This is a genomic window from Agromyces sp. NPDC056523 (assembly GCF_042794545.1).
Taxonomy (GTDB): Bacteria; Actinomycetota; Actinomycetes; order Actinomycetales; family Microbacteriaceae; genus Agromyces.
Window position 1 is genome coordinate 444,695 of the sequence record NZ_JBHTTM010000002.1, and the last position, 19,688, is coordinate 464,382.

Annotated in this window: 16 protein-coding genes; 5 read left to right on the plus strand and 11 right to left on the minus strand. The window is 69.9% G+C overall.

Translation table 11 applies throughout. The features are described from left to right. Positions 1–23: 23 nt before the first annotated feature. From tal to pgl, 5 genes are read left to right on the plus strand one after another with little or no spacing between them, the layout of a single operon-like run. On the plus strand, positions 24–1,136 hold the full coding sequence (gene tal / locus ACFQ58_RS09040; RefSeq protein ID WP_376950741.1) for a transaldolase: 1,113 nt from the start codon (positions 24–26) through the stop codon (positions 1,134–1,136). Further along, on the plus strand, positions 1,133–2,734 hold the full coding sequence (locus ACFQ58_RS09045; protein WP_376950742.1) for a glucose-6-phosphate isomerase: 1,602 nt from the start codon (positions 1,133–1,135) through the stop codon (positions 2,732–2,734). The genes tal and ACFQ58_RS09045 overlap by 4 nt, the downstream gene beginning before the upstream one ends. Positions 2,735–2,748: 14 nt before the next feature. Further along, positions 2,749–4,290, plus strand: a complete 1,542-nt coding sequence (zwf, locus tag ACFQ58_RS09050; RefSeq protein ID WP_376951114.1) for a glucose-6-phosphate dehydrogenase — start codon at positions 2,749–2,751, stop codon at positions 4,288–4,290. After that, on the plus strand, positions 4,287–5,252 hold the full coding sequence (locus ACFQ58_RS09055; protein WP_376950743.1) for a glucose-6-phosphate dehydrogenase assembly protein OpcA: 966 nt from the start codon (positions 4,287–4,289) through the stop codon (positions 5,250–5,252). Before zwf ends, ACFQ58_RS09055 begins: the two co-directional genes overlap by 4 nt. Next, on the plus strand, positions 5,249–6,019 hold the full coding sequence (gene pgl, locus ACFQ58_RS09060; RefSeq protein WP_376950744.1) for a 6-phosphogluconolactonase: 771 nt from the start codon (positions 5,249–5,251) through the stop codon (positions 6,017–6,019). Before ACFQ58_RS09055 ends, pgl begins: the two co-directional genes overlap by 4 nt. 64 nt (positions 6,020–6,083) lie before the next feature. On the opposite strand, the gene ACFQ58_RS09065 is transcribed toward pgl, so the two are convergent. The 11 genes from ACFQ58_RS09065 to uvrB all read right to left on the minus strand — a co-directional run bounded on the left by ACFQ58_RS09065 (position 6,084) and on the right by uvrB (position 19,668). After that, positions 6,084–6,452, minus strand: coding sequence for an RNA polymerase-binding protein RbpA (locus ACFQ58_RS09065; protein WP_376950745.1), 369 nt, complete (start codon positions 6,450–6,452; stop codon positions 6,084–6,086). An 11-nt stretch (positions 6,453–6,463) separates the two neighbouring features. Continuing rightward, complete coding sequence (secG, locus tag ACFQ58_RS09070) at positions 6,464–6,715, minus strand: preprotein translocase subunit SecG (RefSeq protein WP_376950746.1); 252 nt, start codon at positions 6,713–6,715, stop codon at positions 6,464–6,466. Between the two features lie 107 nt (positions 6,716–6,822). Continuing rightward, positions 6,823–7,611, minus strand: a complete 789-nt coding sequence (tpiA, locus tag ACFQ58_RS09075) for a triose-phosphate isomerase (protein ID WP_376950748.1) — start codon at positions 7,609–7,611, stop codon at positions 6,823–6,825. Then, positions 7,602–8,816, minus strand: coding sequence for a phosphoglycerate kinase (locus ACFQ58_RS09080; RefSeq protein ID WP_376950749.1), 1,215 nt, complete (start codon positions 8,814–8,816; stop codon positions 7,602–7,604). The genes tpiA and ACFQ58_RS09080 overlap by 10 nt, the downstream gene beginning before the upstream one ends. A gap of 10 nt (positions 8,817–8,826) precedes the next feature. Further along, complete coding sequence (gene gap / locus ACFQ58_RS09085) at positions 8,827–9,831, minus strand: type I glyceraldehyde-3-phosphate dehydrogenase (RefSeq protein WP_376950750.1); 1,005 nt, start codon at positions 9,829–9,831, stop codon at positions 8,827–8,829. A 104-nt stretch (positions 9,832–9,935) separates the two neighbouring features. Then, the gene (locus ACFQ58_RS09090) at positions 9,936–10,562 is read right to left on the minus strand and encodes a superoxide dismutase (RefSeq protein ID WP_376950751.1); all 627 of its coding nucleotides are present in this window, start codon (positions 10,560–10,562) and stop codon (positions 9,936–9,938) included. Between the two features lie 129 nt (positions 10,563–10,691). Next, on the minus strand, positions 10,692–11,672 hold the full coding sequence (gene whiA, locus ACFQ58_RS09095; RefSeq protein ID WP_376950753.1) for a DNA-binding protein WhiA: 981 nt from the start codon (positions 11,670–11,672) through the stop codon (positions 10,692–10,694). A 55-nt stretch (positions 11,673–11,727) separates the two neighbouring features. Further along, the gene (gene rapZ / locus ACFQ58_RS09100; RefSeq protein ID WP_376950754.1) at positions 11,728–12,600 is read right to left on the minus strand and encodes an RNase adapter RapZ; all 873 of its coding nucleotides are present in this window, start codon (positions 12,598–12,600) and stop codon (positions 11,728–11,730) included. Positions 12,601–12,642: 42 nt separating this feature from the next. Continuing rightward, complete coding sequence (gene uvrC, locus ACFQ58_RS09105; protein WP_376950755.1) at positions 12,643–14,598, minus strand: excinuclease ABC subunit UvrC; 1,956 nt, start codon at positions 14,596–14,598, stop codon at positions 12,643–12,645. 5 nt (positions 14,599–14,603) lie between these two features. Continuing rightward, positions 14,604–17,495 carry an excinuclease ABC subunit UvrA gene (uvrA, locus tag ACFQ58_RS09110; protein ID WP_376950756.1) on the minus strand — a complete coding sequence of 964 codons (2,892 nt, stop codon included), beginning with the start codon at positions 17,493–17,495 and terminating at the stop codon, positions 14,604–14,606. 109 nt (positions 17,496–17,604) lie between these two features. Then, complete coding sequence (gene uvrB / locus ACFQ58_RS09115) at positions 17,605–19,668, minus strand: excinuclease ABC subunit UvrB (RefSeq protein ID WP_376950757.1); 2,064 nt, start codon at positions 19,666–19,668, stop codon at positions 17,605–17,607. Positions 19,669–19,688 lie beyond the last annotated feature (20 nt).

Below are 19,688 nucleotides of genomic sequence, written 5' to 3' on the forward strand. Positions count from 1 at the left end.
CGAGCATGAAGGAGACCACTGTCATGAGCACCAACACTCCGACCGCCGCCCTCTCGCAGGCCGGTGTGAGCATCTGGCTCGACGACCTGTCGCGCCAGCGCATCGCCTCGGGCGGCCTCGAGCGGCTGATCGCCGAGCGCGACGTCGTCGGCGTCACCACGAACCCGACGATCTTCGCCGCCGCGCTGACCGACGGCGAGTCCTATCGCGAGCAGCTCCACGCGCTCGCCGCTGACGGCGCCGATGTCGACCGCGCGGTCTTCGAGATCACCACCGACGACGTGCGCGACGCGGCAGACCACTTCCTGCCGGTCTACGAGCGCAGCCAGGGCTACGACGGCCGCGTGTCGATCGAGGTCTCCCCCGACCTCGCGCACGACACCGACGCGACGGTCGCCGAGGCGCACCGGCTCTGGGAGAGGGTCGACCGGCCCAACGTCATGATCAAGATCCCTGCGACCCTCGAGGGGCTGCCGGCGATCACTGCCGCGATCGCCGCCGGGATCAGCGTGAACGTCACGCTCATCTTCAGCCTCGACCGCTACCGCCAGGTCATCGACGCGTACCTCACCGGACTCGAGCAGGCCAAGGCCGCCGGCATCGACCTCTCGACCATCCACTCCGTCGCGTCGTTCTTCGTGTCGCGCGTCGACACCGAGATCGACAAGCGACTCACGGCGATCGGCACGCCCGAGGCGAGCGCGCTCAAGAGCAAGGCGGGCGTGGCGAACGCACGTCTCGCGTACGAGCTGTTCGAGCAGGAGTTCGCGACCCCCCGCGCCGTCGCGCTGCTCGACGCCGGCGCGAACCGCCAGCGCCCGCTCTGGGCGTCGACCGGCGTGAAGGACCCGTCGCTGCCCGACACCCTCTACGTGACCGAGCTCGTCGCCCGCGGCGTCGTCAACACGATGCCCGAGAAGACGCTCGAGGCCACCGCCGACCACGGCGTCATCGAGGGCGACTCGGTGACGGGCCAGTACGCCGAGGCGGGCCGCCTGCTCGACGCGCTCGCCAGCGCCGGCGTCGACTACGACGACGTCACCGCGCTGCTCGAGCGCGAAGGCGTCGAGAAGTTCATCGTGTCGTGGAAGGAACTGCTGGAGACGGTCCGCGGCGCACTGGAGTCGGCGCGATGAACGTCCGCATCTCCGTCAGCGGGCCCCCCGCCGACGCCGTCCGCCGTCTCGTCCCGCAGCTCGTCGCCGACGACGTCGCCTCGCGCATCACCGCGCTCGACGCGACCCTCTGGGGTCCCGAAGCCGAGGCCGAGTCGTCGAAGCGTCTCGGCTGGACCGAGGCCGTCGCGATCTCCCGTCCCCTCCTTCCCGAGATCGCCGCGCTGCGCGACGAACTCCGCGCCGCGGGCGTCGACCACATCGTGCTCGCCGGCATGGGGGGCAGTTCGCTCGCACCCGAGGTCATCACGCGCACAGCGCGCGCGCACCTCACTGTGCTCGACTCGACCGAGCCGGCGCAGGTCGGCGCGGCCCTCGCCGACCGGCTCGAGCGCACAGCGCTCGTCGTGTCCTCGAAGTCGGGATCGACCGTCGAGACCGACTCGCAGCGACGCATCTACGAGCAGGCGTTCCGTGATGCCAGCATCGACCCGGCATCGCGCATCGTCGTCGTCACCGATCCGGGATCTCCGCTCGACGAGTCGGCGCGCGCCGCGGGGTACCGGGTCTTCAACGCCGACCCCACGGTCGGCGGCAGGTACTCGGCGCTCACCGCATTCGGCCTCGTGCCCTCGGGCCTCGCAGGCGTCGACCTCGATGAACTGCTCCGCGAGGCCGAAGCCATCGAGCTCGCGCTCGCCGTGGACTCCGAGGAGAACCCCGGACTCGTGCTCGGCGCGGCGATCGCCGGAGCCCAGCCTCGCCGCGACAAGCTCGCGATCGTCGCCGACGGCACGCACATCGTCGGCTTCGCCGACTGGGCCGAGCAGCTCATCGCGGAGTCCACGGGCAAGGACGGCACCGGCATCCTGCCCGTCGTCCTCGAACGCGGTGCGCCCGAGCTGGCGACGATCGCCGATGACGTCCAGGTCGTGCGCCTCGTCGACGACGCCGGCACCGACCTGTTCGTCGACACCCACGGCGAGATCCGCGTGTCCGGGACGCTCGGCGCCCAGTTGCTCGTCTGGGAGTACGCGACCGCGGTCGCGGGACGCATCCTCGGCATCAACCCGTTCGACCAGCCCGACGTCGAGTCGGCGAAGATCGCGGCACGCGGCCTGCTCGATGCACGTCCTGAGCCCGCGCCGGCCGCGTTCGTGACGGACGGGATCGAGGTCCGCGGCACGCCCGACGTCATCGGCGCAGCGAGCGACCTGACGTCGGCGATCGAGGTGCTGCTCGAGGAGGTGCCGGCCGACGGCTACATCTCGGTGCAGGCCTATGTCGACCGCGTCGCGCACCCCGAGTTCGCGGAGCTCCGCGACCTGCTCGCCGCACGCAGCGGTCGGCCCGTCACCTTCGGGTGGGGTCCCCGCTTCCTGCATTCGACCGGCCAGTATCACAAGGGCGGTCCGGCGCACGGCGCGTTCCTCCAGCTCGTGCAGCGCTCCACCGACGACCTCGCGATCCCGGAACGGCCGTTCACGTTCGGCGAGCTCATCGCCGCGCAGGCCTCGGGTGACGCGTCGGTGCTCGCCGAGCACGGACGTCCGGTGCTCACGCTCACGCTGAACGATCCGAGCGCCGACCTCGCGTCGCTGCGCTCCGCGATCGGCTGATGCCGGGAGCGCACATGCATCCGGTCGAGATCACGGCGACGCACAATCCGCTGCGCTCGCCGAAGGACTACCGCCTGAACCGGATCGCCGGCCCGTCGAGCCTCATCATCTTCGGCGTGACCGGCGACCTGTCGCGCAAGAAGCTCATGCCGGCGGTCTACGACCTCGCGAACCGGGGGCTGCTGCCCCCGGGCTTCGCGCTCGTGGGCTTCGCGCGTCGCGACTGGGAGGACGAGGACTTCGAGAAGGTGGTGCACGACTCGGTGCAGGAGTACGCCCGCACCGAGTTCCGCGAGGACGTGTGGCAGCAGCTCGCGCGCGGCATCCGCTTCGTGCCCGGCGCCTTCGACGACGACGCGGCGTTCGATCGCCTGCGCCGGACCGTCGAGGAACTGGACCGTGAACGCGGCACGATGGGCAACCACGCGTTCTACCTCTCCATCCCGCCGAAGTCGTTCCCGATCGTCACCGAGCAGCTCAAGCGCTCGGGCCTGACGGAGCAGAAGGAGGGCCAGTGGCGACGCGTCGTCATCGAGAAGCCCTTCGGTTCCGACCTGAAGTCGGCGATCGAGCTGAACGACGTGGTGGCCTCCGTGTTCCCGCCCGACTCGGTCTTCCGGATCGATCACTACCTCGGCAAGGAGACGGTCCAGAACATCCTCGCGCTGCGGTTCGCCAACCAGCTGTACGAGCCGATCTGGAACGCCAACTTCGTCGACCACGTGCAGATCACGATGGCGGAGGACATCGGCGTGGGCGGTCGTGCGGGCTACTACGACGGCATCGGCGCGGCGCGCGACGTCATCCAGAACCACCTGCTGCAACTGCTCGCGCTCACCGCGATGGAGGAGCCGATCTCGTTCGACGCGGCCGACCTGCGTGCCGAGAAGGAGAAGATCCTCCGAGCGGTGCGCCTGCCCGACGACCTCGCGACCGCCACGGCCCGCGGGCAGTACTCGGGCGGCTGGCAGGGCGGTGAGAAGGTCACCGGCTTCCTCGACGAGGAGGGGATGAACCCCGAGTCGACGACGGAGACCTACGCGGCCATGAAGCTGCTCATCGGCACGCGCCGCTGGGCCGGCGTGCCGTTCTACCTCCGCGCGGGCAAGCGCCTGGGCCGCCGCGTCACCGAGATCGCGGTCGTGTTCAAGCGCGCGCCGCAGCAGGTCTTCGCCGACAGCCAGACCTCGCAGCTGGGCCAGAACGCCCTCGTCATCCGGGTGCAGCCCGACGAGGGCGTGACCATCCGGTTCGGCTCGAAGGTCCCCGGCGCAGGCATGCAGGTGCGCGACGTCACGATGGACTTCGGCTACGGCCACGCGTTCACCGAGGCGAGCCCGGAGGCGTACGAGCGACTCATCCTCGACGTGCTCCTCGGCGACCCGCCGCTCTTCCCGCGTCAGGAGGAGGTCGAGCTCTCCTGGATGATCCTCGACCCGATCGAGGAGTTCTGGGCGACGCAGAGCCGACCCGAGCAGTACACGCCCGGCTCGTGGGGCCCCGCGTCCGCCGACGAGCTCCTCGCCCGCGACGGCCGCACCTGGAGGCGCCCATGATCGTCGAACTGCCCGACACCACGACCAGCCAGGTGTCGAAGACCCTCGTCAAGATCCGCGAGGAGGGCGGCGTGGTCGCCCTCGGGCGCGTGCTGACCCTCATCATCGACACCACGCAGGATGCCGAGGAAGAGGCGATCGAGGCGGCGAACGATGCGTCGCGCGAGCACCCCATGCGCGTCATCGTCGTCTCGGAGGACGACGACGCTTCGCCCGACGCCGAGAGTCGCATCGACGCGGAGATCCGCGTCGGCGGCGACGCGGGTGCGAGCGAGGTCATCATCCTGCGGGCGCGCGGCGATGCGGCCAAGGACGAGCAGAGCCTCGTCATGGGCCTCCTGCTCCCGGATGCGCCCGTCGTGACCTGGTGGCCCGGTGCGGCGCCCGAGGTGCCGGGCGACTCCCCGCTCGGCCGCATCGCGCAGCGGCGCATCACGGATGCCTCGACGCAGTCCGACCCGCAGGCGGCGCTCGACCAGCTCGCCGCCAGCTACCGTCCGGGCGACGCGGACTTCGCGTGGACGCGGCTCACGTTGTGGCGCGCCCAGCTCGCGGCGGTCCTCGACCAGCCGCCGTACGAGCCCGTGACCGCGGTGAGCGTGACCGGCGCGATCGACTCACCGTCGACCACGCTCCTCGCGGCCTGGCTCTCGATGCAGCTGGGCGCACCGGCCGACTGTGCGCTCATCGGTCTCGAGCACGGCTCGCACGGCATCCACGGCGTCGTCCTCGTCAGGCCGAAGGGCCGCATCGAACTGGTACGCGATCACCCCGGCATCGCGACCCTGCGCCAGCCGGGGCAGCCCGTCCACGACCTCGCACTCCCCCGGCGCAGTCTCCGCGACTGCCTTGCCGACGAGCTGCGCCGACTGGACCCCGATGAGCTGTACGGTGAGGTGATCACCAGGGGGCTCGCGCTGGTCTCGCAGCGAGCGGCGAACGACGAAGGAGCGACCGCATGACGAACGAGCGCCGCGTGCTCGTCCATCCCGACAAGGAGACCCTCGCCGGAGCGGTCGCCGCTCGATTCATCACCAAGGTGCTCGACCTCCTGGACGCCCAGGAGACCGTGCACGTGGTGCTGACGGGCGGGTCGATGGGCGGTGCGGTGCTCGAAGCGGTGCGCGAGTCGCCCGCCCGGCAGTCCGTGGACTGGGAGCGCCTCCACTTCTGGTGGGGCGACGAGCGCTGGGTGCCCGACGGCGATGCGGATCGCAACGACCGGCTGTCGCGTGAGGCGCTGCTCGACGCGCTGCAGCTGCCGGCCGGGAACATCCATGCGTTCCCGGCATCCGACCAGGGGCTGAGCCTCGACGAGGCGGCCGACGCGTACGCGGCGGAGCTGGCGCGATTCGGCGCCGAGGGGCTCCCGCATCCCGTGTTCGACATCGTGTTCCTCGGCGTCGGGCCCGACGGCCACATCGCCTCGCTGTTCCCGCACCGATCGGGGATCCAGGTCGTCGACCGGCCGGTCATCGCCGTCCGCGAATCCCCCAAGCCGCCGCCCGAGCGACTCAGCCTCACGCGTCCCGTGATCAACGCGTCGCAGCGCGTGTGGCTGGTGCTCGCGGGTGCCGACAAGGCCTCCGCGCTCGGGCTCGCGCTCGCGGGCGCCAGCCGCGACGAGGTTCCCGTGGCGGGCATCAAGGGCCGTCGGCGCACCGTGTTCTTCGTCGATCGGGATGCCGCGGCCGAGGTTCCCGAGGCGCTCATCGCGCGCGACTACTGATCCCGACCGACGCGAACGGGCCGCCCCTTCCGGGGCGGCCCGTTCGTCGTCGTGCTCGACGGCCTCAGTCGGCCGTCTGGGCGGTGCCGCGGCGCGCGCGAAGCTGCTGCAGTGCCTCTTCGAGGAGTGCAGCCGCCTCTTCTTCGGTGCGGCGCTCCTTCACGTATGCGAGGTGCGTCTTGTAGGGCTCGAGCTTCGCGACCGCGGGAGGGTTGTCCTTGTCGCGCCCGGCGGGCAGGCCCGTCGAGGGGCTGTCGATGACGTCGGGGATCTCCTCCTCGGGCAGGTTCGCCGCGAAGTAGCGGACCGTCTCGTTGCCCTGGGCGTCCCAGTAGCTGACGGCGACACGGTCGGCGTGGAACCCGCGGTCCTGCTCGCCCATGGGGCCGGAGCCGACTCGCGAACCCCGGATCGCGCTGTTGCCTGATGCCACGTCGCCCTCCGTCAGATTCCGGCGTCGAACTTCGTGAAGAGCCCGAGCACCACGATGCACGTCACCCACACGAGGCCGAGGACGATCGTGATGCGGTTCAGGTTGCGCTCAGCGACCCCGGACGCGCCGAGGTTCGACGTGACGCCGCCGCCGAACATGTCGGACAGCCCGCCGCCGCGACCCTTGTGCAGCAGGATCAGGAGCGTGAGCAGGATGCTCGTGAGGCCGAGCAGCACCTGCAGGACGACCTGGAGAATCTCCACGGTGAAACCTTTCCGGGCATGACGAAGTGTCGATGCCGCCTGTCGAGTATAGCCGCCCGCGCCGCCGGGCCCACGTCACGACGGGGCCCGGCGCGCGGGATGACGCCTCAGGCGCCGACGTGCTTCTTGAACCGGACGATGCTGGAGAACTCGTCGATGTCGAGGCTCGCCCCGCCGACGAGCGCGCCGTCGACGTCGGGCTCGCGCAGGAACGACGCGATGTTCGCCGCCTTCACCGAACCGCCGTACAGGATCCGCGTCGACGCGGCGAGCTCGTCGTCGGCGACCTCGGCCAGCACCGCGCGAAGCGCCGCCGCCACCTGTTGCGCCTGCTCGGGCGTCGCGGCCTGGCCCGAGCCGATGGCCCAGACCGGCTCGTACGCGACGACGAGTCCCTTCGCGACGTCCACTCCCTCGAGCGCAGCCCGCAGCTGCGCGACCGGGACGGCGCTCGCGCCGTGCTGCTCGAGGTCCTCCGCCGTCTCGCCGACGCAGAGGACGGGGACGAGCCCGTGGCGGTGCGCCGCGGCCACCTTGGCGTTCACGACCTCGTCGGTCTCGGCGTGGTACGAACGTCGCTCGGAGTGGCCGATGATCACGTACTGGCAGTCGAGCTTCGCGAGGAAGGCGCCCGACACTTCACCCGTGTAGGCGCCCGAGTCGTGCTGCGACACGTCCTGCGCCCCGAAGCCGAGCGGCAGGTCGTCGGCCGAGATGAGCGACTGCACCGAGCGCAGGTCGGTGAAGGGCGGGAACACCGCCACCTCGGCGTCGGCGAAGTCGTGCTTCGCGTCGGAGAGGTTCCACGCGAGCTTCTGCACGAACGCGATCGACTGCAGGTGGTCGAGGTTCATCTTCCAGTTGCCCGCGATGAACGGGGTGCGGGTCACTGCCATCCGAGGACCTCCAGTCCGGGGAGTTTCTTGCCTTCGAGGAATTCCAGGCTCGCGCCGCCGCCCGTCGAGATGTGGCCGAACGCGGCCTCGTCGAACCCGAGCTGCCGCACGGCCGCGGCCGAATCGCCGCCGCCGACGACGCTGAGCCCGTCGACCTCGGTGAGGGCGGATGCCACGACGCGCGTGCCCTCGGCGAAGGGCGCGAGCTCGAACACGCCCATCGGGCCGTTCCAGAACACGGTCTTCGCACCGCGGACCCGCTCGGCGAACGCGGCCGCCGTGTCGGGGCCGATGTCGAGGCCGAGGCCGGACGCGCCGAACGGCGTGTCCTCGATCGCGTCGGCCGGGGCGACCTGGTGCTCGGCGTCGGCCGAGAACGAGGCCGCGACGACCACGTCGGTGGGCAGCAGGATGTCGACGCCGCGCTCCGCGGCATCCGCGAGGTAGCCCTTCACGGTGTCGATCTGGTCGGCCTCGAGCAGGCTCGAGCCGACCTTGTGGCCCTGCGCGGCGAGGAAGGTGAACAGCATGCCGCCGCCGATCAGGAGCGCGTCGACACGTGGCAGCAGGTGCTCGATGACGCCGAGCTTGTCGGACACCTTCGAGCCGCCGAGGACGACGACGTACGGCCGCTCGGGGTTCTCGGTGAGCCGGTCGAGCACGTCGAGCTCGGCCGCGATGAGGGAACCGGCGGCGCTCGGACGCAGCTGCTCGAGCTCGTACACGCTCGCCTGCTTGCGGTGCACCACGCCGAAGCCGTCGGAGACGACCGCGTCGGCGAACTCGGCCAGCTGCCCGGCGAACGCCGTGCGCTCGGCCTCGTTCTTGCTCGTCTCGCCGGGGTTGAAGCGCAGGTTCTCGAGCACGAGGACCTCGCCGTCGCCCAGGGCGGCGACCTTGGCCACGGCATCGTCGCCCACCGTGTCGGACGCGAACGCCACCGGGGCGTCGAGCACCTCGCCGAGGCGGGTCGCCACCGGCTCGAGGCTGTACTTCGGATCGGGCGCGCCCTCGGGACGGCCGAGGTGCGAGATCACGATGACCTTGGCACCCTGGTCGACGAGCGAGGTGAGCGTGGGGACCGACGCGCGCACGCGGCCGTCATCCGTGATGACCCCGTCCTTCAGGGGGACGTTGAGGTCGCAACGGACGACGACGCGCCTGCCTGCGAGCGGACCCAGGGAATCGATGGTTCGGAGGGTCACGTCACTCGCCTCAGAGTCGCTCGGCCACGTACTCGGTGAGGTCGACCAGCCGGTTCGAGTAGCCCCACTCGTTGTCGTACCAGCCCGAGAGCTTGACCTGGTCGCCGATCACGCGCGTGAGGCCGGCGTCGAAGATGCAGGAGTACGGGTCGGAGACGATGTCGCTGGAGACGATGTCGTCTTCCGTGTACTTGAGGATGCCCTTGAGCGAGCCCTCGGCCGCCTTCTTGTACGCCGCCTTCACCTCGTCGACCGTCACCGGGCGCGAGCTCGTCACGGTCAGGTCGGTGATGGAGCCGGTCGGCACCGGGACGCGCAGCGCGAAGCCGTCGAGCTTGCCGCGCAGTTCGGGCAGGACCAGCCCGATCGCCTTGGCGGCGCCGGTGGAGGTCGGCACGATGTTGATCGCCGCGGCGCGCGCGCGCCGGAGATCCTTGTGCGGACCGTCCTGGAGGTTCTGGTCGGCGGTGTAGGCGTGCACGGTGGTCATGAGGCCGCGCTCGATGCCGAACTCGTCGTTGAAGACCTTCGCGAGCGGTGCGAGGCAGTTGGTGGTGCACGACGCGTTCGAGATGATGTGGTGCGTCGCGGGGTCGTAGGTGTCCTCGTTGACGCCCATCACGAAGGTCGCATCTTCGTCGGTTGCGGGAGCGGAGATGAGGACCTTCTTCGCGCCGGCCTCGATGTGCTTGCGTGCGTCGACGGCCTTGGTGAAGAACCCGGTCGACTCGATCACGATGTCGACGCCGAGCTCGCCCCAGGGCAGGTTCGCGGGGTCGCGCTCGGCGAAGGCCTTGATCGCCGTGCCGTCGACGATGATGTGGTCGTCGTCGTAGTCGACCGTGGCGTCGAGCGGGCCCGTGACCGAGTCGTACTTCAGCAGGTGGGCGAGCGTCTTGTTGTCGGTGAGGTCGTTCACGGCGACGATCTCGAGGTCGGCGCCCTGCGCGAGGGCGGCGCGGAAGTAGTTGCGGCCGATGCGGCCGAAGCCGTTGATGCCGATCTTTACGGACACGGGTGTCTCCCTGTCGTGTGAAGGCGCGATCGCGCGATCGAGATGGATCTGATGGGGCTGATCGGACGGCGGTGTCCCCGGACGGCGCCCGGGGACACCATCCGCTATGACAGTAGCAGCAGGCCTGAGGTCTTCTCAGAGGCGGCCGTGAAGCGCTGCTGGACGTTGTCCCAGTTCGCGATGTTCCAGAACGCCTTGACGTAATCGGCACGCACGTTCTTGTAGTCCAGGTAGTAGGCGTGCTCCCAGACGTCGAGCATCAGCAGCGGCACGATGCCCGCGGGGAGGTTGCCCTGCTGGTCGAAGAACTGGACGATGATCGGGCGCCGGCCGATCGAATCCCACGCGAGCACGGCCCATCCGGAACCCTGGACGCCGAGCGCGGTCGCGGTGAAGTGCGCCTGGAACTTGTCGAACGATCCGAAGTGGTCGTCGATGGCCGACGCGAGTTCGCCGGTGGGCTTGTCGCCGCCGTCCGGCGAGAGGTTGGTCCAGAAGATCGAGTGGTTGACGTGACCGCCGAGGTTGAACGCGAGGTCCTTCTCGAGCTTGTTCACGTTGGCGAGGTTGCCGGAGTCGCGCGCCTCGGCCAGCTGTTCGAGGGCGGTGTTCGCACCGGTCACGTACGCCTGGTGGTGCTTCGAGTGATGCAGCTCCATGATCGTGCCGCTGATCGACGGCTCGAGCGCCGAGTAGTCGTAGGCGAGTTCAGGGAGGGTGTAGTCAGCCATTGCTTCTCCTTGTCAGCAGCCGGGCGACCCGGACCTCTGCCCGGGCGGACCGCGGCTTCCTCGATCCTATGCCCGTGCCCGCGCCGGATGACGGGGGTTGACGCTCTTCGGCGACGGTTCGCGCGGCGTTCAGACGTCGTCGAGGTCGGGCGGCAGGTTCGCCTCGGTGCCCGGCACCCCGAGCTCGGCGGCGCGCTTGTCGGCCATGGCGAGCAGGCGGCGGATGCGACCCGCCACCGCGTCCTTCGTCAGGGGCGGGTCGGCGTGGTGGCCGAGTTCGTCGAGGCTCGCGTCGCGATGCGCGAGGCGGAGCTCGCCCGCGTACTTCAGGTGCTCGGGGATGTCGTCGCCGAGGATCTCCATGGCGCGCTCCACGCGCGCGCACGCCGCGACCGCCGCCTGCGCCGAGCGGCGGAGGTTCGCATCGTCGAAGTTCACCAGCCGGTTGGCGGTGGCGCGCACCTCGCGACGCTGCCGCAGCTCCTCCCAGTTGCGCACGGTCTCGCTCGCGCCCATGAGCGCGAGCATCGCGCTGATCGCCTCGCCGTCGCGGATGACGACGCGGTGGACGCCGCGGACCTCGCGCGCCTTGGCCGGCACGCCGAGCCGCCCCGCGGCCCCGACGAGCGCCATCGCCGTCTCGCCACCGGGGCAGCTGACCTCGAGCGCGGCGGACCGCCCCGGGTCCGTGAGGCTGCCGCGGGCGAGGAAGGCGCCGCGCCACACGGCGGCGACGTCGTCGCGCGAGCCGGTCGTGAGCTTGTTCGGCAGGCCGCGGACCGGCCGGCGGCGCGCATCGAGCAGCCCGGTCTGGCGCGCGAGCGTCTCCCCGCCGTCGAGCACCCGCACGAGGTACTGGTTCGTGCGGCGCAATCCGGATGCCGAGATGACCGACACGTCGGGGCGCACGCCGTACAGCTCGCCGAGGTCGCGGGTCACTCGTCGGGCGATGGTGGGCGAGTCGAGCTCGGCCTCGATGGCGATCCGCCCCGAGATGATGTGGAGTCCGCCGGCGAACCGGAGCACCGAGGCGAGTTCGGCGGCGCGTACCGAGGTCTTCGTCACCTCGACCTTCGCGAGCTCCTCTTTCACCTCAGCCGTCAGGGCCACGTGGTCGTCCTCTCTGTCGCTGTCGTCGATCGGTGGGCGCCGCTCGGGCGCCGGGTCATTCGCGCCCGAGGTCGCGGTGCTTGACGCTGACCGCGAGCCCGGGGATGCTTCGGAGTCGCGCGGCCAGTTCGCGGACCATCGCGACGGACCGGTGCTTGCCGCCGGTGCATCCGATCGCGATCATGGCGTGGCGCTTGTTCTCGCGTTGATACCCCTCGAGCACGGGGCGGAGCGCTTCGACGTAGGCGTCGAGGAACTCGCGAGCACCCGGCTGCTCGAGCACGTAGTCGCTGACCCTCTGGTCCTCGCCGGTGAGGGGCCGCAGTTCATCCTGCCAGAACGGATTCGGCAGGAAGCGCGCATCGGCGACCAGGTCGGCGTCGGCCGGCACGCCGTACTTGAAGCCGAAGCTCTGCACCGCCACCTGCAGGCCGGCCCGATCGGCCTCTGCGAACGTGTCGGTCACGAGGTTCGCGAGCTGGTGGATGTTGAGGTCGGACGTGTCGACGATGATGTCGCTCGCTTCGCGCACTCCGGCCACGCGGGAGCGCTCTGCCGTGATGCCGTCGAGCAGCGTGCCGTCGCCCTGCAGCGGGTGCGGACGCCGCACGGACTCGAAGCGACGCACGAGCACGGCGTCGCCCGCGTCGAGGAACACCACGCGCACGTTCACGCCGGCGCGGAGCGCCTGCACGATGTCGCGGAACTCGGAGAAGAAGTCGCCGCCGCGGATGTCGACGACCGCCGCGATCCGCGGCAGCGACGCGCCGGCTCGCTCGACGAGCTCGACGAGCGGACGCAGCATCTGCGGCGGGAGGTTGTCGACCACGTACCAGCCGAGGTCCTCGAGCGCGTCGGCCACCGTCGAGCGTCCCGCGCCGGACATCCCCGTGACGATGAGCATCTCCTGCCGGTCGCCGTCGCCCATGGTGTCGGCGCTCCCTTCCTGCAACTCCCCCGGCCACCCAGCCTAGTCGGCGGCGGAGCCGGGCTCGCCCCGCAGGTGCGCGCGGATGGCGCTCGCGAGCGCCGGCCCGATGCCGGGCACCTCGGCGATGGCGGCCTCGTCGGCGCCGCGGAGCCGCGCGACCGAGCCGAAGTGCTTCAGGAGCGCCTTGACGCGCGCCGGGCCGAGGCCCGGGACCTCGCTGAGGACGGTGCCGATGTCGCGCTTGCGGCGCTGGCGCTGGTGGGTGATGGCGAAGCGGTGCGCCTCGTCGCGGACGCGCTGGAAGAGGAACAGGGCGTCGCTGTTCCGCGGCAGGATCACCGGGAAGTCGGCGTCGGGCGTCCAGATCTCCTCGAGTCGCTTCGCGATGCCGCACAGGTAGATGCCCTGCACGCCCGACTCCTCGAGGGCGCGGGCCGCGGCGGCGACCTGCGGCTGGCCGCCGTCGACGACGAGGAGATTGGGTCGGTAGGCGAACTTCCTGCGGCGCTCCGGCGTCACCGGGGCATCTGCCGCGTCGACCCTCTGAGTCTCGGCGTCGGGGCTCATCGGCGACTCGGATGCCACGTCGTCGGACGGTTTCGCGAGGTAGGCGAGCCGGCGCGTCAGCACCTGGTGGATCGAGTCGGTGTCGTCGGTCGAGTTCGGGATGACGAACCGGCGGTACTCGTCTTTCCGGGCCAGGCCGTCTTCGAAGACGACCATCGACGCGACGATGTTCGTGCCGCTCAGGTGCGACACGTCGAAGCACTCGATGCGCAGCGGCGCCTCAGCCATGCCGAGGGCCTCCTGGATGTCCTCCAGGGCCTGGGAGCGCGTGGTGAAGTCGGCACTGCGTCGGGTCTTGTAGAGCATGAGGCTCTGCTTGGCGTTCTGGGTCGCCGTGGCGAGCAGCTGGGACTTCGCACCGCGCTGCGCCACCCGCAGGTGCACGTTGCGGCCCGCGAGTCCACCGAGCCACGCCTCGAGCGCTTCGGCGTCGTCGGGCAGCTCGGGCACGACCACCTCACGCGCGGGCGCCACGTCGTCGCCGTACGCGTTCTCGACCACGAAGCCGACGAGCTCGCCGAGCGGCACGTCGAGCTCCTTGTCGACCGTCCACGACCGTTCGCCGCGGATCCGGCCACCGCGCACCATGAAGAGGTGCACCGCGGCAGCGAGCTCGTCGTGCTCGATGCCGAACACGTCGAGGTCGACCCGGTCTCCGAGGACGACCGCGCTCTTCTCGAAGAACGCCGTCGCGGCCTGCAGCTGGTCGCGCTTGCGGGCCGCCGTCTCGTAGTCCTGCCGGGCCGCCGAGGCGCGCATCTCGCGCTCGAGGTCGCGCATGATGCGGGGGTCCTGATTCTGCATGAACGCGACGAATCGATCGACGTTGGCCCGATGCTCCTCGACCGTGACCCTGCCCGAGCATGGCCCGAAGCACCGGCCGATCTGTCCTGCGAAGCACGGCTTGCCGGTGGCCATCGCCCGCCGGTAGTCGCTGTCCTTGCAGGTGCGGATCGGGAAGAGCTTGATGAGGATCTCGAGCATGTCGGTCACGGCCCACATCTTCGGGTACGGACCGAAGTACCGCGCGCCCGGGATGCCCCGCTTGCGGGAGACCATCGCCCGCGGCGCCTCGTCGGCGAGGGTCACCACGAGGTAGGGATAGGACTTGTCGTCCTTGAAGCGCACGTTGAACGGGGGCTTCAGCTCGTTGATCCACGTGATCTCGAGGTTGAGCGCCTCGACGTCGCTCGCGACCACGGTCCACTCGACGGATGTCGCGCTGAGCACCATGCGGCGGGTGCGCTCGTGCAGGCTGGAGAGCGGCGCGAAGTAGTTCGACAGCCTCGCGCGCAGGTTCTTCGCCTTGCCGACGTAGAGCACACGCCCATCGGCGTCACGGAACCGGTAGACGCCCGGGCCGGTCGGGATCTCGCCCGGCTTCGGCCGGTACGGGACGCTCTCGTTCCTCGATCGTGCCGTACTCATCCTCGTCAGCTGGCGACCTCGACGTGAGCGGAGGCCGCGTCGAAGATCTCGCGAAGGAAGTACCCGGTATGGCTCTCGTGCACGTCGGCGACCTGCTCGGGCGTGCCGACCGCGACGACCTGGCCGCCACCCGAACCGCCCTCGGGGCCGAGGTCGATGATCCAGTCGGCCGACTTGATGACGTCGAGGCTGTGCTCGATCACGATGACGGTATTGCCCTTGTCGACCAGCTTGCCGAGGACCTTGAGGAGCTTGCGCACGTCTTCGAAGTGGAGGCCCGTGGTCGGCTCGTCGAGGACGTAGACGCTGCGGCCGTTGGATCGGCGCTGCAGCTCGGTGGCGAGCTTGACGCGCTGCGCCTCGCCGCCAGAGAGCGTCGTCGCGCTCTGCCCGAGCTGGACGTAGCCGAGGCCGACGTCGACCAGGGTCTTGAGGTACCGGTGGATGGCGGAGATCGGCTCGAAGAACTCGGCCGCCTCGCTGATCGGCATCTCGAGGACCTCGGCGATGTTCTTGCCCTTGTAGTGCACCTGCAGCGTCTCGCGGTTGTACCGCTTGCCGCCGCACACCTCGCAGGCGACGTAGACGTCGGGCAGGAAGTTCATCTCGATCTTGATCGTGCCGTCGCCCGAGCAGGCCTCGCAGCGACCGCCCTTGACGTTGAAGCTGAAGCGGCCCGGCAGGTACCCGCGCGCCTTGGCCTCGGTGGTCTCGGAGAACAGCGTGCGGATGCGGTCGAAGACGCCCGTGTAGGTCGCGGGGTTCGATCGCGGGGTCCGGCCGATCGGCGCCTGGTCGACGTGCACCACCTTGTCGAGGTGGTCGAGCCCACTCACGCGGCGGTGCTTGCCCGGAACCTTGCGGGCCCCGTTGAGCCGGTTGGCGAGCACGCGGTAGAGGATGTCGTTGACGAGCGACGACTTGCCCGAGCCGCTCACGCCCGTGACCGCGGTGAACGTGCCGAGCGGGAACGAGACGTCGACGTTGCGCAGGTTGTTCGCCTGGGCGCCCTCGACCGTGATCATGCGCTCGGCATCGACCGGTCGTCGATCGGCGGGGATGGGGATCTCCTTGCGCCCCGAGAGGTAGTCGCCGGTGATCGACCGCGTGTTCTTGACGAGGTCGGCGTAGCTGCCGCTGTGCACGACGGTGCCGCCGTGGACGCCGGCACCGGGCCCGATGTCGACGATCCAGTCGGCCGTGCGGATGGTGTCTTCGTCGTGCTCGACCACGATGAGCGTGTTGCCGAGGTCGCGCAGCGCGACGAGGGTGTCGATGAGCCGCCGGTTGTCGCGCTGGTGGAGCCCGATGCTGGGCTCGTCGAGCACGTACAGCACGCCCGTGAGCCCGGAGCCGATCTGCGTCGCCAGGCGGATGCGCTGCGCTTCGCCCCCCGAGAGCGTGCCCGCGGCGCGAGCGAGGTCGAGGTAGCTCAGGCCCACCCGGATGAGGAAGTCGAGCCGCAGCTTGATCTCACGGAGCACCTGGGCGGCGATGGTCTGCTCGCGGTCGGTGAGCCGCAGCCGGTCCATGAACGATCGCGCGTCGTGCAGGCTGAGCCGGCAGACGTCGGCGATCGACGCGTCGTGGATGAGGACGGAGAGGACCTCGGGCTTGAGCCGGTCGCCCTCGCACACCGGGCACGGGACCTCGCGGAGGTACTCGGCCCAGCGCGCACGCTGCACGTCGGTCTCGGCCTGCAGGTACTGCCGCTCGATGTAGGGCACGACGCCCTCGAAGCCCGAGGTGTAGCTCATCTCGCGGCCGTAGCGGTTGCGCCAGCGCACCTTGACCTCGAAGTTGTCACCGCGGAGCACCGCGTTGCGCGCCCCGCCCGGCAGCTCCTCCCACGGCGTGTCGAGCGAGAAGCCGAAGTCGCGGGCGAGCCCATCGAGCAGCTTCTCGTAGTAGTTGTAGAGGCTCTTGCCCTGCGAGGTCCACGGCAGGATCACGCCCTCGGCGATGCTCATCGTGGGGTCGCCGAGGAGGAGGTCCTCGTCGACCGACATCCGCGTGCCGAGGCCGGAGCATTCCGGGCACGCACCGAACGGCGCGTTGAACGAGAACGTGCGCGGCTCGATCTCGGTGAGCGCGATGGGGTGCTGGTTGGGGCAGCTCAGCTTCTCCGAGAAGGTCTGCCATGCATCGTCGCCCTCGAGGTCGACGTAGTTGATCTGCACGAGTCCGTCAGTCAGGCGCAGCGCGGTCTCGAGCGAGTCAGTGAGACGGCCGAGCATCTCGTCGGATGCCACGAGCCGGTCGATCACGACCGAGATGTCGTGCTTGACCTGCTTCTTCAGCTGCGGCGGCTCGTCGAGGCGGATGAGCTCGCCGTCGACGACCGCGCGCGAGTACCCCTGCGAGGAGAGCTCGCGGAAGAGGTCGACGAACTCGCCCTTCTTCTGCGAGACCATTGGGCTGAGGATCTGGAAGCGCGTGCCGGCCGGGAGCTCCATGAGCTGGTCGGCGATCTGCTGCACGGTCTGCCGCTGGATGCGCTCGCCGCACACGGGGCAGTGCGGCACGCCGATGCGCGCCCAGAGCAGGCGCATGTAGTCGTAGATCTCGGTGATCGTGCCGACCGTCGATCGCGGATTGCGGTTCGTGGACTTCTGGTCGATGGACACCGCGGGGCTGAGACCCTCGATGAAGTCGACGTCGGGCCGGTCGACCTGGCCCAGGAACTGGCGCGCGTACGCGGAGAGCGACTCGACGTAGCGGCGCTGACCCTCGGCGAAGATCGTGTCGAACGCGAGGGAGGACTTGCCCGAGCCCGAGAGGCCCGTGAACACGACCATCGCATCGCGCGGGATCTCGACGTCGACGTTGTGCAGGTTGTGCACGCGGGCACCGCGGACGCTCAGGCGCGAGTGGGCATCGAGACGTGAAACTGGCACCCTACGAGTGTACGAACCGCCTCCGACACTCCACCCCGGATCGCGCGCGCTGAGAGCGAACACACGTTCGATTCTCGGTCGAGCGTGGTTCGGTTGCCGAGCTGCGCGGTCAGGCCAGATGCCCCGCCTTCTCCATCTGGCGGAGTTCGCGCTTGAGCTCGGAGACCTCGTCGCGCAGCCGCGCCGCGAGCTCGAACTTGAGCTCCCCCGCCGCCTCGAGCATCTGGTCGTTCAGGTCCCGGATGAGCTCCTCGAGGTCGTTCGCCCCCGCGGCCGCGATGCCCTCGCGCTTCATCGGCACCGGCGAGGTCTTGCGGGTGTCGCGGCCCGCGAGCAGGGCCGCCGTGTCGGCGCCCTCGCGTGCGAGGACCTCGGTGATGTCGGCGATGCGCTTGCGCAGCGGCGTGGGATCGATGCCGTTGACCCGGTTGTACTCGAGCTGCTTGTCGCGCCGGCGGTTGGTCTCGTCGATGGCCGACGACATCGAGTCGGTCATCACGTCGGCGTACATGTGCACCTCGCCCGACACGTTGCGCGCCGCACGCCCGATGGTCTGGATGAGCGACGTGGACGAGCGCAGGAAGCCCTCCTTGTCGGCGTCCAGGATCGCGACGAGCGACACCTCGGGCAGGTCGAGCCCCTCGCGGAGCAGGTTGATGCCGACGAGCACGTCGTAGACCCCGGCCCGCAGCTCGGTCAGCAGCTCGACGCGGCGCAGCGTGTCGACGTCGGAGTGCAGGTAGCGCACGCGCACGCCGGCCTCGGTGAGGAAGTCGGTGAGCTCCTCGGCCATGCGCTTGGTGAGCGTGGTGACGAGGACGCGCTCGTCGCGCTCGGCGCGGACGTGGATCTCTTCGAGCAGGTCGTCGATCTGGCCCTTCGAGGGCTTCACGACGATCTCGGGGTCGACGAGGCCGGTCGGGCGGATGATCTGCTCGACCACGCCGTCTGCGATGCCCATCTCGTAGGACCCCGGCGTCGCGGACAGGTAGACGGCCTGGCCAACGCGTGCCTTGAACTCGTCCCACTTCAGGGGGCGGTTGTCGAGCGCGCTGGGAAGACGGAACCCGTGCTCGACGAGCGTGCGCTTGCGCGAGGCATCCCCCTCGTACATCGCTCCGATCTGCGGGACGGTCACGTGGGACTCGTCGATGACGACGAGGTAGTCGTCGGCGAAGTAGTCGAGCAGGCAGTGGGGCGCTTCGCCGGGCGCTCGCCCGTCGATGTGCCGCGAGTAGTTCTCGATGCCCGAGCAGAACCCGATCTGCTCCATCATCTCGAGGTCGAACGTCGTGCGCATCCGGAGGCGCTGCGCCTCGAGCAGCTTGCCCTCGCGCTCGAGCTCCTGCAGCCGCTCGTCGAGCTCGTCGCGGATCGTTCCGATCGCGCGCTGCATGACGTCGGTGCTGGCGACGTAGTGGGACGCCGGGAAGACCGCCACCGCGTCGAGCTTCGAGATCACCGACCCCGTCAGCGGATGGAGGCTGTGCAGGGCCTCGACCTCGTCGCCGAACATCTCGATGCGGATCGCATGCTCTTCGTAGACCGGGATGATCTCGATGGTGTCGCCGCGCACCCGGAACGTGCCGCGCGAGAATGCCACGTCGTTGCGCTGGTACTGCATCGACACGAACTTGCGGATGAGCCAGTCGCGGTCGAGGCGCTGGCCCACCTGCAGGGGCATCATCGCGTTGAGGTACTCCTCGGGCGTGCCGAGACCGTAGATGCACGACACGGTCGAGACCACGACCACGTCGCGTCGACTCAGCAGCGAGTTCGTGGTCGAGTGCCGCAGCCGCTCGACCTCGGCGTTGATCGACGAGTCCTTCTCGATGAAGGTGTCGGTCTGCGGGACGTAGGCCTCGGGCTGGTAGTAGTCGTAGTACGAGACGAAGTACTCGACCGCGTTGTTCGGCATGAGCTCGCGGAACTCGGTGGCGAGCTGGGCGGCGAGGGTCTTGTTGTGCGCGAGCACGAGCGTCGGCCGCTGCACCTGCTCGATCAGCCAGGCCGTGGTCGCCGACTTGCCGGTGCCGGTGGCGCCGAGCAGCACCACGTCGGTCTCGCCGGCGTTGATCCGCCCGGCGAGGTCGGCGATCGCCTGGGGCTGGTCGCCGCTCGGCGCGTACTCGCTCACGACCTGGAACGGGCGCACGGAACGGGTCGACTGCATGGATTCGAGTCTAGGTCGGG

Bases quoted from the DNA above. Each gene is read 5' to 3' on its own strand.
- tal (WP_376950741.1), top strand. From the start codon at position 24: ATGAGCACCAACACTCCGACCGCCGCCCTCTCGCAGGCCGGTGTGAGC.
- ACFQ58_RS09045 (WP_376950742.1), top strand. From the start codon at position 1,133: ATGAACGTCCGCATCTCCGTCAGCGGGCCCCCCGCCGACGCCGTCCGC.
- zwf (WP_376951114.1), top strand. From the start codon at position 2,749: ATGCATCCGGTCGAGATCACGGCGACGCACAATCCGCTGCGCTCGCCG.
- ACFQ58_RS09055 (WP_376950743.1), top strand. From the start codon at position 4,287: ATGATCGTCGAACTGCCCGACACCACGACCAGCCAGGTGTCGAAGACC.
- pgl (WP_376950744.1), top strand. From the start codon at position 5,249: ATGACGAACGAGCGCCGCGTGCTCGTCCATCCCGACAAGGAGACCCTC.
- tpiA (WP_376950748.1), bottom strand. From the start codon at position 7,611: ATGGCAGTGACCCGCACCCCGTTCATCGCGGGCAACTGGAAGATGAAC.
- ACFQ58_RS09090 (WP_376950751.1), bottom strand. From the start codon at position 10,562: ATGGCTGACTACACCCTCCCTGAACTCGCCTACGACTACTCGGCGCTC.
- rapZ (WP_376950754.1), bottom strand. From the start codon at position 12,600: ATGGGCGACGGCGACCGGCAGGAGATGCTCATCGTCACGGGGATGTCC.
- uvrC (WP_376950755.1), bottom strand. From the start codon at position 14,598: ATGAGTACGGCACGATCGAGGAACGAGAGCGTCCCGTACCGGCCGAAG.
- uvrB (WP_376950757.1), bottom strand. From the start codon at position 19,668: ATGCAGTCGACCCGTTCCGTGCGCCCGTTCCAGGTCGTGAGCGAGTAC.